Origin of the sequence: Streptomyces gelaticus (assembly GCF_014649535.1) — a bacterium.
Taxonomy (GTDB): domain Bacteria; phylum Actinomycetota; class Actinomycetes; order Streptomycetales; family Streptomycetaceae; genus Streptomyces; species Streptomyces gelaticus.
The window spans coordinates 147,382-161,361 of sequence record NZ_BMTF01000013.1 but is presented as its reverse complement, the minus strand read 5'-3'; the positions used below and the strand labels follow the sequence as shown (position 1 = coordinate 161,361).

Below are 13,980 nucleotides of genomic sequence, written 5' to 3'. Positions count from 1 at the left end.
AGCCGATGCGCTCCCGTGAGTCCCGCTCTGGGGGCGCTGCCCTGCGCCGCCGGGCACCTGGAGGGAGGGGACAGGGCTTGCGGGTGACGTCGACGAGCTCTGCGGCGCGGACCGATCGCGCGAACGAGGACTTCACCGGTGCCCTGCCGATGGCAGCGGTGCTGATCGACGGTGCGGGCATCCCCGGCGCCGCGTCGGTCTGCCGGCACGGCGTGGCCTGGTATGCCAACCGCCTGGGAGGCGATCTCCTCGGTCTCCTGTCCCTCGCACGGGAGCGCAGTCTCCCGGAGCTGCTCGGCGAAGCCATCGAGCGGGTGACGGACGATCACCGGGACACCTGCGACGTCGCCTCCCCGATCAGCCCGTCGGCGGCCGTGGCCGTCCTGCGCCTCTCCGGCGGCTTCGTCGAGTACCTGGTGCTCGGTGACTCGTTCCTCGTGCTCGACCGGGCGGGCGCCACGCCTCTGGTCGTGTCCGATCCGCGGGAAGTGATCATCAGCCGCCCGTACGCGTCAGCTCTCACGGCCGCCGCCGAGGGGAGCGACGAGTACCACCGGGTCCTGCGGGACCTGCGCGCCAACCGGAACCGGCCGGGCGGGTTCTGGGTGGCCAAGGACGAGCCCGGGGCGGCGGACGAAGCGATCACCGGAAGCTGTCCGCTCTCCGGGCTGGCCGGCGCCGCTCTGCTCAGCAACGGAGCCAGCCGTATCGTGGACCGGTTCGGGCTCGTCGACTGGCCGGGGGCCATGGCCCTCCTGACATCGAGCGGACCCGCCGAGGTCATCCGTCGTGTCCGGGAGGCGGAGGTCCGTCATGCGGTGGCGGCGGACGATGCCACGATCGCGCACTGCACCGATCTGGGCGAGAGCTGACCGTGGCCGACGGACGGTGCCTGCCCGCCTGCCGATGACCTGCCGCCACCGCAGCTCACGGGCTCCCGGAACGATTACCCGATGCAGATCAGGCTTACGGGTGGAGTGGGTGGCCCATATCTGGATTGTCACGCACAGCTGCTGTTTGAATGCGGAGCGCATCGAAGGCTCGCCCATGAGCCCTCGACCTGCCCCCAAGGAGAACGTGCATGTTCCGAAACAGGCATACCCGCTCCCTCACCCTCGGCGCCGCGGGTGTGGCCGTCGTCGCGGCAACCGCCGGAGTGGCCGTCGCCGTGTCCGACAACGTGAAGGCCCCGTACGCGCAGGCCGGAGCGATCGTCAAGAGCAATGGCGAGCTGCTCCGCAACAAGGGGATCAAAGAGGTCAAGCACCTGGGACCCGGCGACTACTGCATCACCTTCAGCGACAACGACTTCGAGCCGTCGAAGGTCCTCCCCAGCGTCACTTCGCTCAGCCGCGGCAAGATCGTCGCCTACTCGTGGGGAGCCGCCGGTAACACCTGCGACAGGAACAAGCAGTCCGCAAGGGTGTGGGCCACGGACACCGACGGCAATGTCGCCGATGCCTGGTTCTCCATCGTCATCAACTGAGTCGGCCGCTTCCGCAACCGAGTCGACCACCTCCGCCGACCCGCGCGGTTCACGGTCGGCCGGCGACACGGGCTGCCACCTCGACCGCCGAGGCAGGTGACCGCCGACCAGCACCGGTGCCCGCCTGCCCGCTTCCGGGCGGCGGGCACCTTCCTGTCCGATCAGGGGCGAACCCTCAGGGCCGGGCACGCGATTTGACTCGACACTACATATCGCGAAAGCTAGATGCGTACCGCAGGAACCCGGAGAGGTGACGCGATGGACCCGCTTGCCGTGCACAAGGCGCTCGCCAATCCCGCACGCCTGCAGTTCATGCAGTGGCTGAGGGAGCCCGAGAAGCATTTCGACGAGAACTCCTACCGACAGCAGGGGCTCGGCTTCCACATCGGAGTGTGCGTCGGCGACATCCAGAAGCGGTCCGGGCTGGCACAGTCGGTGGTGTCCGGGTATCTGCAGACCCTCAAGGACGCAGGGCTGCTCACCTCGGAACGCATCGGCAAGTGGACGTACTACCGGCGCAACGAGCCGGTGATCGCGGAGTTCGCCGCGCACGTCCGCGACGAGCTGTAGATCGACACCTGCCTCACGCGCACCCTCGACATCTCTTCCAATACATCTACTTTTCTCGATTTGACGAAAGGTGACGACTGTTCCGATGAGAAAGACCTCCCTCACCGTTCTGGTGCTCGCCCTGGGCGTGTTCGGAATCATCACCACCGAGATGGGGATGGTCGGTGTGCTGCCCCGGGTCTCGGCCGAACTCGGTGTCACACCGTCCGCCGCAGGCTGGCTCGTGGGGGTGTTCGCTCTGGTCATCGCGGTGTCCGGGCCGTTCACAACGCTGCTTGCGTCCGGTGTCGACCGCAAAAAGGTGCTCGCCGCTGCGATCGCGGTGTTCGCGCTCTCCAACGCCGTCTACGCGCTCACCACGCAGTACGAGGTGATGCTTGCCTTCCGCGTCGTCCCCGCCCTCTTCCATCCCGTGTTCTTCGCGGTCGCGCTCGCCACCGCCGCGCGGCTGGTACCGGCGAAGGACGCGACCCGGGCCACGACGACCGTGTTCGCCGGAGTCACCGTCGGCTTCGCGCTCGGCGTGCCGTTGACCTCGTACCTCGCCGAGCATGTGTCGCTGGCTTCGGCCTTCTGGTTCGGCGCGCTCGTCAACCTGATCGCCTTCCTGGGCATCCTGCGGTTCGTTCCGTCGATGCCGGTCGATGAACGAGCCTCCTACGGTGCACAGTTGGGCATCCTCAAGCGGCCCCGGACGTGGCTGACCATCACCTCCCTCGTTCTCGTCTTCGCGGCGATGTTCTCGGTCTACGGCTACTCGGCCGAGTACCTGGGGCAGGTCACGCACATGGACGGTACGTGGGTCAGCGCCATGCTGATGGCGTTCGGCATCGTGATGATCCTCGGGAACTTCGCCTTCGGCAGCCTGTTGCGACGCGGCCCCGTCCGCACGGTGGTCGCCTATCCGGTGCTGTGCCTGCTGGTCTACGTCCTTCTGTACGCCGTCGGCCCGTTGTTCGCGCCGATGGTTCCGGTGGTCCTGGTCTGGGGTGCCGTGCATTCGGGCGGGCTCATCGTGAGCCAGAGCTGGCTGGCACGGGACGCGAGTGACGCGCCCGAGTTCGGGAACAGCCTCTTCATCTCGTTCTCCAACCTCGGTATCACCGTCGGCACCGCCGTCGGCGGCTGGGTCATGGCCGAGTACGGAGCCCGTCAACTCACCTGGGCCGGGGCCGGGTTCGCGGTCGTCGCCCTGATCGTGATTGCGCTGCGACTGGGTCTGGAGCGGGGGTCTGATCGGAGCGGTGGGCGGCAGGCCGTTTCGCCCGAACGGAGTGGGCAGGCGCTCGGGGAGGTGGGGGCCTGACACGACCGTGGAGGCGAGGGGGTGTCCACAGCACCCGGCCTTCCGTGCCGATCGCGTCGAGGGGCCGCCGGAGGAAGCCGCTCCGGGTGCCGGGTACGGCCAAACGAGTGTCTCCCGTACCAACTCCGGGGCACACCGGGGCGCCGTTCAGGAGACTGGCGGCCGGTGTTGACGGTGCTTCGCGGAACGCCGTAGTGGACGGACGATTTCCGGCCACAACACAACACCCCTTACCCTGCGATACATCGGTCACCAACGGTCGGCCGGGACAGAAGGGCGACACCATGACCTCCGAGACCAGCACACTGGTCACCATCGATGCCACAACTACCTTGCTGGAGGCGGAACTTCCGCTCCTTGAACAGCACCAGCAGAGCCTGGAGAAGGAACTCGCGGCTGTCACCGAACGCCTGGAGTCGGTGCGGACCGCGCTGACAGCACTGCGTGCGCTGTCGGCCGTCCCCACTCCCGCCCCTGCCCCCTCCGCGAGCGCGGTGGCGGAGCCGAAGGCGGCAGAGGCGGGCGAGACGGAGGATGCCGAGGCCGGCGCGGCGAGCATTCCCGCTGCCAGGATTCCGCAGCAGGCGCAGGACTCCATCGACTCCGCCGACCAGGCGGAAGCCCCGCAGGAGGCCGCGGCCACCCCCGCGCGCCGCGCCGCCCGCAAGGCGCCCGCTGCGCCCAAGGGACGCAAGCAGGCTGCCGCCAAGCCGCGGGCCCAGCGCGGCCAGGCCAAGAAGGCCGTCGCCGCCGAGTCCGTCGAGGAGGCCAAGGACGCCAAGGAGGCCAAGGACAGCAAGTCCGCCGCACCGACGAAGACGGCGAAGGCGACCAGGCCGGCCAGGGCGACGAGCAAGGCAACGGCCAAGGCCGCCAAGCCCGCGAAGGCCAAGGCACCGAAGAAGGCCGCGGCCGCCGCACCGGCCGTCGACGACAGCGGCAGCCTCACCGAGCTGACGATGAAGGTGCTCGCCGAGTCCGGCAACACTCCCGTCCGCGCCCGCGACGTGACAAAGGCCCTGGGGCGTGAGCTCACCCCCAACGGCATCAACACCGTCCGCAGCACCCTCGACCGGCTCGTCGCCACCTCGCGGGCCCACCGCGCCGGCCGCGGCCTCTACCAGGCTCCCGCGAACTGACCCTCAAACAAGGGGAGTTCACCGAATACCCGGTGCCACCACCTTGGCGGCACCGGGTATTCGTTCGTTGCGGCAGGGTGTCCGTCTGTAGGTTGCCCGCATGTCTTCAGCACTGCGCCTGGAAGAGGTCACGTCGGACAACGTCGAGGCCGCCTGCCAACTGAAAGTACGGCCCGACCAGGACGGGCTCGTGAAGCCGGTCGCCTGGTCGCTGGCCCAGGCCTACGCGACCCCCGACATCGCCTGGCCCCGGCTGATCTTCGACGGCGAACGGCTCGTCGGCTTCGTCATGGCCTTCTTCGGCGTCCGGTTCTACCCGGACGACCCGAACGACGACCGGCTGCGCTCCGGGCTCTGGCGGCTGAACATCACCGCCGATCAACAGGGGCGGGGATACGGCCGCTTCGCGGTGGAGGCGGTGTGCGAGGAGATCCGGCGGCGCGGGCAGACGCGTGCGACCGTGAGCTGGGTCCCCGGTGAACACGGGCCCGAGCAGTTCTACTTCAGGCTCGGGTTCCGGCTGACCGGGGAGACGAGCGGGGATCAGGTCGTCGGCGAGCTGGAGCTGGGCGACGCGTAGTGCGTGCGGCACGATGCCGCGGGGTGCCGCGAGGTGGCGCAGCAGGCCCGCGAGGTGCCGCGACCTGCCGCGATGTGCAGTGCTGTGGCCGGAAACGATCAGTGGGGGGCGAGAGCGCACGTCGGTGGGGATGGCGGGTGCGTACGTCGGTGGGGGGGGCGGCAGGTGTGTACGTCAGTGGGCGCGGCGGGTGCGTACGCCGCTGGGGGCGGGCCCGGTCAGCCGATGTGGGCTGCGATGATCCGCGCGCACTCCATGGACTCGCTCCGCGTCGTGTCCACCTCGACGTCGTACGTCACGCCCTGATGGACCAGGTCCGCCTGTGCGGCCGCCATGCCCGGGATGCGGTCGCCCCGTGCGATCTCACGGGCGACGGCGACGGCGCTCTCGCACCGGACGCCGACCCACAGCACCCGGATCCCGCCGAGCGCCTTCTGCCACCGCTGCTGGGACTCCGCGCCGCCGAGGAACACTTCGTCGACGATGACCCCGGCACCCGTGCGGGCCATCGTGACGACCCCCTCGATCCATGCCGTCTCCAGCGTACGGAACTCGGGGCCGACAACCACTTCACCGTCCGGAGCGAACTCGATGCCCGCGTCCGACGCACGCATGGACGCGGGCATCGCCTCGACCAGTGTGTCGACGCCGAGGGTCAGCCACGGGTCCGGCAACACCGCCTGAAGGCACCGGGCGATCCCGGACTTCCCCGAGCTGGAGCCACCGTTGAGCACGATCATCTGTGTCTTCACCGGGCCACACTAAAACCTGGCGACGGGCCGGTGCGGTGGCGCGGTCAACATGGTGGGACCGCCTCGTGACCCACTTGGCCGTCGGCAGAACCGTTTCAGCGGCTCCCGTCCGGGTGACGGAACTCCTTCTTCGGCAGTAACCGCAGCTCAGAAGCGGAGACTTGCGGCGTTTCCGATCTCGTACAAGGAGTTCCTCCCATGCGTCTTCGCTCCACCGTGGCTGCCGCCCTCGGCGCGCTCGCGCTCATTGCCGCCGTGCCGACCTCGGCCGGCGCGGCCACCGGAGACTTCAGGTACACCTACACCGGCCTCGACGGCTCGCCGCAGTTCGGCTTCCTCGTCGACCCGCCGAGCCGGATGTGCATCACCCTGCCCGATGTGGCCGACCCCTCTTCGACCAACCCCGCCCACACCCCGTGGAACTTCACCGACTCCAGCGCGACGGTCTTCACCGACCCCGACTGCGAGGGCGACTACTTCACCCTCCGGCCCCTCGGCGGCCACGCCTCCGAGCGGCTGAAGCTGCGCTCGGTCCTCTTCAGCTGATCCCGCCGCGCCCCGCGAGCCCCACCCCGGTACGAGCCGCCCCGCCTCGTACCGGGGTGGTGTCATGTGCGGGAGCCGGAAAGGGGGAACGGAGGCGGGGAACGGGGCCCGGTCGCCCCGGCCGCCCGGGTGGACGCCGCGGCTCCCGGTCGCGGCCAGGGCGCGGAGGCCGCGCTGCGCACGGTGCCGCCCCACCCGTCCGGTGCCGGGGCTCCACCGTCCGTGACGGTGCCCGCGGGTCAGCGGTAGTCCTCCGGGTGCTCCGGCCCCGGGACACCCGTCGGTCGAGGCTGCCGGTCACGGACTGCCGGTCAAGGGCGGTCGATCAAGGACTGCAGCGCGGGCGCGTACAGGTCCGCGATGTGTTCGGGGCCGGCGTCCGCGCCGGCACCCCCGCGGTGGAGGCTGAGGGTGGCGCCGAGGCCGAGGAGATGGCCGGCGATCAGCTCGGCGCGCAGGGCGCGTTCGCGGCCGGGGAGGCGGGCCGCCAGGGCGTCGGTGACCTGTTCCTGGAAGCGGTCGCGCAGGAGGGAGCGCTCGTCGCGGTTGCCGAGCGAGAAGACGACGCGCAGCAGCGGGTCGGACTGCAGTTCGCGGCGGCGCCTCACCAGCGTCACCACCATGTGGCGGCCCAGCACGCCGAGCGGTGCGTCGAAGAGTTCCGCGGCGGCGGGCCCGAAGTCGGCGACGGTGTTGAAGAGTTCTTCCTTGCGGCCGAAGTGCTTGACCACCAGGGACGGGCTCACCCCGGCGTCGGCCGCTATCCCCCTGATGGTGACCTCGGCGTACGGGCGCTGGGTGAACGCCCGGCGGGCCGCGCGCAGGATCGCGTCCCGGCCGGTGCCCGGATCGGCGGCGGGCCGGGCCGGAGCCGGTACGGTGGCCTGGCCACTGGTCATGCGCCCTCCTGGATCGGCATCGTCGGCACACCGTCCTCCCGGTCGGCGGGGACGTCGTGGTGCTCTTCGACCGTACCCGTCGCAGGTGTCCGGCCGCCCGGCAGGAACAGGGTGACCAGCAGCGCCGCGAACGCCGCGCCCGCCGCGATCAGGAAGACCAGCTGGTACGCATGGAGCGTCGGGGCCGTTCGGCCGCCCACCCGGAAGGTGATGTTGGCGAGGACCGCGGCCACCGCCGCACTGCAGAAGGCCTGTCCGATCGACCTCATCAGTGTGTTGAGGCCGTTGGCCGCGCCCGTCTCGCTCACCGGGACGCCGCGCATGACCAGTGCCGGGAGCGCCGAGTACGCGATGGCCGTGCCCGAGGCGACGACCGTCGCACCGGCGATGATCAGCCAGAGGTTGTGGCTGGTGAAGTACCGCACCACGTAACCGGTGCCGATCACCCCGGCGGCCAGCGCCAGGCTGACCTTCGGGCCGTACTTCGCGGAGATCCGCGCCGAGACCGGGGAGAGCGCCACCATCATCACGCCGCCCGGCAGCAGACAGAGGCCGCTGACGACGAGCGAGGCGCCGAGCCCGTACCCCGTCTCCTTCGGCTCCTGCACCATCTGCGCGGTGACCAGGGAGTTCGCGTAGAAGGCGAAGCCGATCAGCAGGGCGGCGACGTTGGTGAGCAGGACCGCCGGGCGGGCCGAGACCCGCAGGTCGACCATGGGCGACGCCACCCGGAGTTCGTACGCACCCCAGAACAGCGCCACGACGACGGCCGCCACCAGCAGGCCGGCCGTCCGGGCCGAGGTCCACCCCCAGTCGGCGCCCTGGGTGACCGCGAGCAGCAGACAGACCAGGGCCCCGGAGAGCCCCAGCGCGCCGAGGGCGTCGAAGCGGCCACGGGCGCGCACCGGCGATCGGGGAACGCACCACAACACCAGCACGATGTCGATGACACCGATCGCGCCCGAGACCCAGAACATCGTGTGCCAGTCGAAGTGCTCGACGACGAGGGCCGCGACCGGCAGCCCGACCGCGGCGCCGATGCCGAGCGTCGAGCTCATCAGTGCCACGGCGGACAGCACCCGCTCGGGCGGGAGTTCGTCACGCAGGATGCTGATGCCCAGCGGCAGGACGGCGAGGGCGGCGCCCTGGAGGGCGCGGCCGGTGATCAGCACTCCGATGCGGGAGCTGACCGCGCACAGGACCGAACCCAGCACCAGCACCATGAGCGAGGCGACGAGCACCCGCCGCTTGCCGTACATGTCGCCGACCCGGCCCAGGACGGGTGTGAAGACGGCGCCGGTGAGCAGCGTGACGGTGACCAGCCAGCTCGCGGCGGCCGGGGTCGCGCCGGTGAGGGCCGGGATGTGCGGGAGCAGCGGGACGACGATCGTCTGCATCACCGCGACCACGACACCGCAGAACGCCAGCACACCGACGGCGAAGCGGGGGTGCGGGGCCTGGTCGGTGGCACTGGTCGGGGCGGGTATGTCCGCGGGCATGACTCTCCGTACGGTGCTCGGCGGCCGGGGCGTGGTGCGGGAGCGAAGCGACGCAGGGGTGCACGCGCGTTCACCCCCCACAGGGTAAACGCTTGTGCACCCCCTCGGCGACCGTAATGCCGGGCGCCGGGTTAGCCTCGAAGACCCGGGCTCCGCCCGGACCACATGAACGAGAAGGCGAAGGTGGCTGCGATGGCGAAGGTTCCGGCAGCGGCAGTGGCAGCGAGCGGGCTGATCGGCGGGTACGCCGTGGCGCGGTGGACCAGGAAGCGACCGCTGGGCGGGGCCGCCCTCGCCGCCGCGGGCACCGTCGCCGCGTACGAATGGAACCGGCAGGCCGGGCCGCGCGCCGCCGCCGGGCTGACCACGGCGTATCTCGCCGCGTTCGCCGGTTCGCACCCGCTGGCCAAGAAGATCGGCGCCTGGCCCGCCGTCTTCGCCGTGGCGGGCGGCATGGCCGCCGCGTCGTGGGCGGTCACCCGCCGGGCGGCCTGAACCGCAAACACGGAAGGGGCGGGGCTCCGAGAGCCCCGCCCCATTCTCCGCCCCAGGCCCCGCTACGCCCCCAGCGCCCACGACACCGTGTAGATCAGCAGCCCCGCCAGCGCACCCACGACCGTGCCGTTGATCCGGATGAACTGCAGGTCGCGGCCGATGTGCGCCTCGATCTTCCTCGACGTCTGATCCGCGTCCCAGCTCGCGACCGTGTCACTGATCAGCGAGGTGATCTCCGCGCGGTACGTCGTGACGACGTAGACCGCCGCGTCCTCCAGCCAGCCGTCCAGCTTCGCCCGGAGCCGGCTGTCGGACGCCAGGCGCGCCCCCAGCGCCATCAGCGAGGCGCGCGCCCGCAGCCGCAGCTCGCTCTGCTCGTCCTCCGCCGCCGCGATGATCATCGTGCGTACGGAGGACCAGGCCGAGGCGATGACGTCCTGGACCTCGCCGCGTCCCAGGATCTCCGCCTTCAGCCGCTCCACCCGCGCCCGGGTGTCCGAGTCCGTCTGGAGGTCGGCCGCGAAGTCCGTCAGGAAGGTGTCGATCGAAGCGCGCGCCGGGTGTCCCGGCATGTCCCGCATCTCCGTGACGAAGCGCAGCAGCTCCTTGTAGACCCGCTCCCCCACCCGCTTGTCGACGAACCTCGGCGTCCAGCCCGGAGCCCCGCCCTGCACCGCTTCCATCACCGAATCGCCGTGCAGCACCAGCCAGTCGTGGGCGCGTACACAGATCAGGTCCACCATCTTGCGGTGGCCGCCGTCGGCGACGATCTTCTCCAGCATCTTGCCGAGACCGGGCCCGATCTCCGCCGCATTGGCCCGCCGGGTGATCGCCTCACCCACCACGGCCTGCACATCGGAATCCCGCAGCACCCTCAGCGCACCGCGCAACGCGGTCGACAGCTCGGCGGTGACCCGGTCCGCGTGCTCCGGCTCGGCCAGCCAGGAACCGAGACGGCCACCGACACCGAGCGCGTGGATCCGGCCCCGTACGACGTCGCCGGAGAGAAAATTCTCGCCGACGAAGGAACCCAGGGAGGCCCCGAGCTGGTCCTTCTTGGTGGGAATGATGGCGGTGTGCGGAATCGGCAGGCCGAGCGGACGCTTGAACAGCGCCGTGACGGCGAACCAGTCGGCCAGCGCACCCACCATCCCCGCCTCGGCGGCCGCGGCGACGAAGCCCGGCCAGCCGCCCACACCCGCACTCTTCGCCCAGGTGGCGAGGACGTACACCAGCGCGACCAGCAGGAGGAGACCCGTGGCCGTGGTCTTCATCCGGCGCACCCCGCGCCGCTTCTCCTCGTCGGCCGCGGTGTACGCGAACGAGGCGAGCGGGGCAGACCGGCCACCGGGTACGGGGCGGGCCGCACCCACCGCCTGCTCCCCGGCACGCTCCTGCTGCCGCGCCCCCGGCTCCCCGGGGCCGGTCCGATCGATCCGTTCCATCCGCTCCACCCGTCCGCGTACGCCTCGCCCCCGGTGTCCCGTACGCATTGTCCCTGCCTGACCTACTCCCGGGCCACGTCTCGAGTTCCCCGGGCCCTGCCCCATCATGGGATCAGTCCGATTGATCATGAGGAGAACACCGCCCATGCCCAGGCGCCAGGGGTACGCCCTGCTCATCGCCCTCGTGGCGGGCACCGCCGCGCTCGCCGCCGCGGTGGCGTTCGCCGGCCCCCTGCTGTTCTCCGGCTCCCGGCCGCAGTCGGTCACCGCACCCGACCCGCGCTCCGTGGCCCGAACGCCCGCCGCCCCCGCCCACTCCACCGGCCTCTGGGCCGCCACCTGGGCTGCCGCACCCGTCGCCGGGGTGACCGACTCCTCCGACGGCAGCGCTCTGCACCGGCGCACCATCCGTAACGTCGTACACACCAGCATCGGCGGCGACGCGGCCCGCATCACCCTCTCCAATGTCTTCGGCACCCGTCCCCTGGTCGTGGAGCGCGCCACCGTGAGCAGCCGTCCCGTGACCTTCCGGGGCGCCGACCGCGTGACCGTCGCGGCCGGCGGGCAGGTCGTCAGCGACCCCGTCGCCGTCCCGGTCGCCGCCGATTCCGATCTGGTGGTCACCCTGCGCACCCCCACCGCCGAGGGACCCGTCACCCTCCACGGGCGCAGCCACCAGACGTCGTACGTGGACACCGCGTGGGGCACCCGGCGGACCGAGGACTGGCGCTACCTCACCGCCGTCGACGTGCACACCCGGACCGCCGCCGGAACGATCGCCGTGATCGGCGACTCGCTCACCGCGGGCACCGGCTCCACCCTCGACACGAACAGCCGCTGGCCCGACGTGCTCGCCGACCGGCTGCACGGCCGGTACGGGGTGGCCAACGCGGGCATCGCCGGCAACCGGATCCTGCGCGACGGAAGCGGCGTACGGGCCGGTGCCCGCTTCGACCGCGACGTACTGGACATCGCCGGAGTGCAGACCGTCGTCATCGCACTCGGCATCAACGATGTGCAGCAGTCCCCCCAGGAGACCGACCCCCGGCGCATCGCGGACGCCCTGCGGTCCCTGACACAGCGCGCCCACGCGGACGGGCTGCGGGTCGTCGGAGCGACGCTGATGCCGTACGAGGGGTACCGCACCTGGACACCCGCACGCGACGCCGTACGGGAACAGGTCAACACGCTGATCCGGACCGGCGGGATCTTCGACCACGTCATCGACTTCGACGCGGCGGCCCGTGACCCCCACCGCCCGACCCGGCTCCACCCGGCCTGGGACAGCGGCGACCACCTCCATCTGAACGACGCGGGCTACCGGCTCCTGGGCTCACTGGCGGACCTGACGGAGCTGGCGCCCGAACAGCCCGGTTCCGACCAGCTCTGACGGGCAGGTCTGACGCGTGGCTCTGACGCGTGGCTCTGACGCGTGGCTCTGACGCGTGGCTCTGACGCGTGGCTCTGACGCGTGGCGCCCGGGATGCTCCCGGGGCGCCGCGCCGCTCAGTCCGACAACCCCTTCTCCAGCCGTCCGCGCCCGCGCTCCCGGTCCAGCTCCCGCAGCCGCTCCAGCTCCGCGTCCTTCATCCGCTGCCTCTCCGCCTTGCTCCGCTTGCGCTCCACCCCGACGCCACCCAGCAACGCCAGCCCGGTGATCCGCACCCGCGGGGCGTCCGGCGACGGAATGCCGTCGTCCTTCGGACGCTCCCCGAAGCCGCCCATGATGCCGATGCCCTTGACCTCGACATTCAGCTCCGGCGGAACCGTCACCTGCATACCGCCCATGACCGCGAAACAGCGGACGACCACCTCGCGGTCCTCGAAGTTCGCCTCGCGCAGATCGATCTCACCGCCGCCCCACATCGCGAACGCGGTGAACTTCCTGCCCACCGTCCAGTTCCCCCGGCGGCCGAAGCCGCCCCAGATCGCGAACGCGCCGCTCGACGTGGCGGGCTTGCCGATCCGGTCCGCCCACCGCTTCTGCGATCCGGTCCGCGCCACAGCCGCACCCACCGGGGCCACCGCCGCGCCCGGCGCCGGAAGGTCCCGCACCAGCGGCTCCAGCTCCCCGTGCGTACGCGCCGTGTAGGCCGCTTCGAGCCGCTGCTCGAACTCCGCCATCTCCAGCCGGCCCTCGGCAACCGCCTCGCGCAGGGTCTCGGCGACGCGCTCGCGCTCGGCATCGGAGGCACGCATCTCCGGAAGGTCACTTGTCATACCGCGCAGCCTATGGAACGTCCGTGCCGCCGTCACAGCCCTACATGCCGCCGGCGGACTCATACATCTTCGCGATCACGGCCTCGATGTCCGGCTCCCGCACCGACAGGTCGACCAACGGGTAGTCCGCGGCGATCCGGGCCACCAGCGGAGCGGCCGACTCCGAAGCCGGGAAGGCCAGCCACTGCCGCGGCCCCTCCACCTTCACCGTACGCACCGAGGGCGCCGACTCAAGCCGGATCGGCGGCAGTTGACGCTCCAGATCGACCACCAGCGTCCGCTCGCTCTCCCCCACCTCGTGCAGCCCGGCAAGGGCACCGTCATACATCAGCCGGCCGTGGTCGATCACCATCACACGCTTGCAGAGCTGCTCGATGTCCGTCAGATCATGGGTCGTGAGCAGCACCGTCGTACCGCGCTCGGCGTTCAGATCCCGCAGGAAGCCACGCACCCTGGACTTGGAGACGACATCCAGCCCGATCGTCGGCTCGTCCAGATACAGCACCTCGGGATCGTGCAACAGCGCCGCCGCGATGTCACCACGCATCCGCTGCCCCAACGACAACTGCCGCACGGGAACGTCCAACAGCTCACCCAGATCGAGGAGTTCGACACAACGCTCCAGATTCTCCCGGTAACGCGCGTCGGGAATCCGGTACATCCGGTGCATCAGCCGGTACGAGTCGCGCAGCGGCAGATCCCACCACAGCGTGGTGCGCTGGCCGAACACCACACCGATCCGGTGCGCCAGCCTCGTACGCTCCCGCGAAGGATCGATCCCCGCCACCCGCAGCCGGCCACCGCTCGGCGTGAGGATGCCGGTCAGCATCTTGATCGTGGTCGACTTCCCGGCACCGTTCGGGCCGATGTAACCGACCATCTCGCCGCGTGCGACACGGAAGCTGATCGAGTCGACCGCCCGCACCCGATGGCGCTCACCGCGCATGAAACCGGTCTTGCGACGCACGTCGAAGACCTTCTCCACCTGATCGAGCTCGATGAAGCCGGTAGGGGTTTGCGCTTCCATGTCCGATGCCCTGTCC

At 70.8% G+C, this 13,980-nt stretch carries 15 protein-coding genes; 9 read left to right on the top strand and 6 right to left on the bottom strand.

Annotated elements, in window-relative coordinates:
- The first annotated feature begins 83 nt into the window (after window positions 1–83).
- The 6 genes from IE107_RS20115 to IE107_RS20090 all read left to right on the top strand — a co-directional run bounded on the left by IE107_RS20115 (window position 84) and on the right by IE107_RS20090 (window position 5,081).
- Window positions 84–872 carry an integrase gene (locus IE107_RS20115; protein ID WP_229867112.1) on the top strand — a complete coding sequence of 263 codons (789 nt, stop codon included), beginning with the start codon at window positions 84–86 and terminating at the stop codon, window positions 870–872.
- A 209-nt stretch (window positions 873–1,081) separates the two neighbouring features.
- Window positions 1,082–1,486 (top strand): hypothetical protein, encoded by a 405-nt coding sequence (locus IE107_RS20110; RefSeq protein ID WP_189545198.1) that lies wholly within the window; start codon window positions 1,082–1,084, stop codon window positions 1,484–1,486.
- 258 nt (window positions 1,487–1,744) lie between these two features.
- Window positions 1,745–2,056 (top strand): ArsR/SmtB family transcription factor, encoded by a 312-nt coding sequence (locus tag IE107_RS20105; protein ID WP_189545197.1) that lies wholly within the window; start codon window positions 1,745–1,747, stop codon window positions 2,054–2,056.
- An 85-nt stretch (window positions 2,057–2,141) separates the two neighbouring features.
- Complete coding sequence (locus tag IE107_RS20100) at window positions 2,142–3,362, top strand: MFS transporter (protein WP_189545196.1); 1,221 nt, start codon at window positions 2,142–2,144, stop codon at window positions 3,360–3,362.
- 284 nt (window positions 3,363–3,646) lie between these two features.
- Window positions 3,647–4,501 (top strand): hypothetical protein, encoded by an 855-nt coding sequence (locus IE107_RS20095; RefSeq protein WP_189545195.1) that lies wholly within the window; start codon window positions 3,647–3,649, stop codon window positions 4,499–4,501.
- A gap of 100 nt (window positions 4,502–4,601) precedes the next feature.
- Entirely contained in the window at window positions 4,602–5,081 is a 480-nt protein-coding gene (locus IE107_RS20090; protein WP_189545194.1) for a GNAT family N-acetyltransferase, read from the top strand.
- A 218-nt stretch (window positions 5,082–5,299) separates the two neighbouring features.
- Here the strand turns inward: IE107_RS20090 and cpt are convergent, their stop codons facing one another.
- Complete coding sequence (gene cpt, locus IE107_RS20085; RefSeq protein WP_189545244.1) at window positions 5,300–5,821, bottom strand: chloramphenicol phosphotransferase CPT; 522 nt, start codon at window positions 5,819–5,821, stop codon at window positions 5,300–5,302.
- Window positions 5,822–6,031: 210 nt separating this feature from the next.
- On the opposite strand from cpt, the gene IE107_RS20080 reads away from it, so the two are divergent.
- A complete protein-coding gene (locus tag IE107_RS20080; RefSeq protein WP_189545193.1) occupies window positions 6,032–6,379 on the top strand; it encodes a hypothetical protein in 348 nt (115 codons plus the stop codon).
- A 311-nt stretch (window positions 6,380–6,690) separates the two neighbouring features.
- On the opposite strand, the gene IE107_RS20075 is transcribed toward IE107_RS20080, so the two are convergent.
- Together IE107_RS20075 and IE107_RS20070 are read right to left on the bottom strand one after the other, a co-directional pair.
- Window positions 6,691–7,278, bottom strand: coding sequence for a TetR/AcrR family transcriptional regulator (locus IE107_RS20075; protein WP_189545192.1), 588 nt, complete (start codon window positions 7,276–7,278; stop codon window positions 6,691–6,693).
- Complete coding sequence (locus tag IE107_RS20070) at window positions 7,275–8,777, bottom strand: MFS transporter (protein ID WP_229867111.1); 1,503 nt, start codon at window positions 8,775–8,777, stop codon at window positions 7,275–7,277. Before IE107_RS20070 ends, IE107_RS20075 begins: the two co-directional genes overlap by 4 nt.
- 192 nt (window positions 8,778–8,969) lie before the next feature.
- Here IE107_RS20070 and IE107_RS20065 point away from each other — a divergent pair, with 192 nt between their 5' ends.
- Window positions 8,970–9,272: a hypothetical protein gene (locus tag IE107_RS20065; protein ID WP_189545191.1), complete on the top strand. Its 303-nt coding sequence runs from the start codon at window positions 8,970–8,972 to the stop codon at window positions 9,270–9,272.
- 62 nt (window positions 9,273–9,334) lie between these two features.
- On the opposite strand, the gene IE107_RS20060 is transcribed toward IE107_RS20065, so the two are convergent.
- Window positions 9,335–10,717, bottom strand: a complete 1,383-nt coding sequence (locus IE107_RS20060) for a DUF445 domain-containing protein (RefSeq protein ID WP_373302466.1) — start codon at window positions 10,715–10,717, stop codon at window positions 9,335–9,337.
- 145 nt (window positions 10,718–10,862) lie between these two features.
- Here IE107_RS20060 and IE107_RS20055 point away from each other — a divergent pair, with 145 nt between their 5' ends.
- Window positions 10,863–12,107, top strand: a complete 1,245-nt coding sequence (locus IE107_RS20055) for an SGNH/GDSL hydrolase family protein (protein ID WP_189545189.1) — start codon at window positions 10,863–10,865, stop codon at window positions 12,105–12,107.
- Between the two features lie 116 nt (window positions 12,108–12,223).
- On the opposite strand, the gene IE107_RS20050 is transcribed toward IE107_RS20055, so the two are convergent.
- Both IE107_RS20050 and IE107_RS20045 read right to left on the bottom strand, forming a co-directional pair.
- The gene (locus IE107_RS20050) at window positions 12,224–12,916 is read right to left on the bottom strand and encodes a DUF1707 domain-containing protein (protein WP_189545243.1); all 693 of its coding nucleotides are present in this window, start codon (window positions 12,914–12,916) and stop codon (window positions 12,224–12,226) included.
- 61 nt (window positions 12,917–12,977) lie between these two features.
- Window positions 12,978–13,964 carry an ABC transporter ATP-binding protein gene (locus IE107_RS20045; RefSeq protein WP_189545188.1) on the bottom strand — a complete coding sequence of 329 codons (987 nt, stop codon included), beginning with the start codon at window positions 13,962–13,964 and terminating at the stop codon, window positions 12,978–12,980.
- Window positions 13,965–13,980 lie beyond the last annotated feature (16 nt).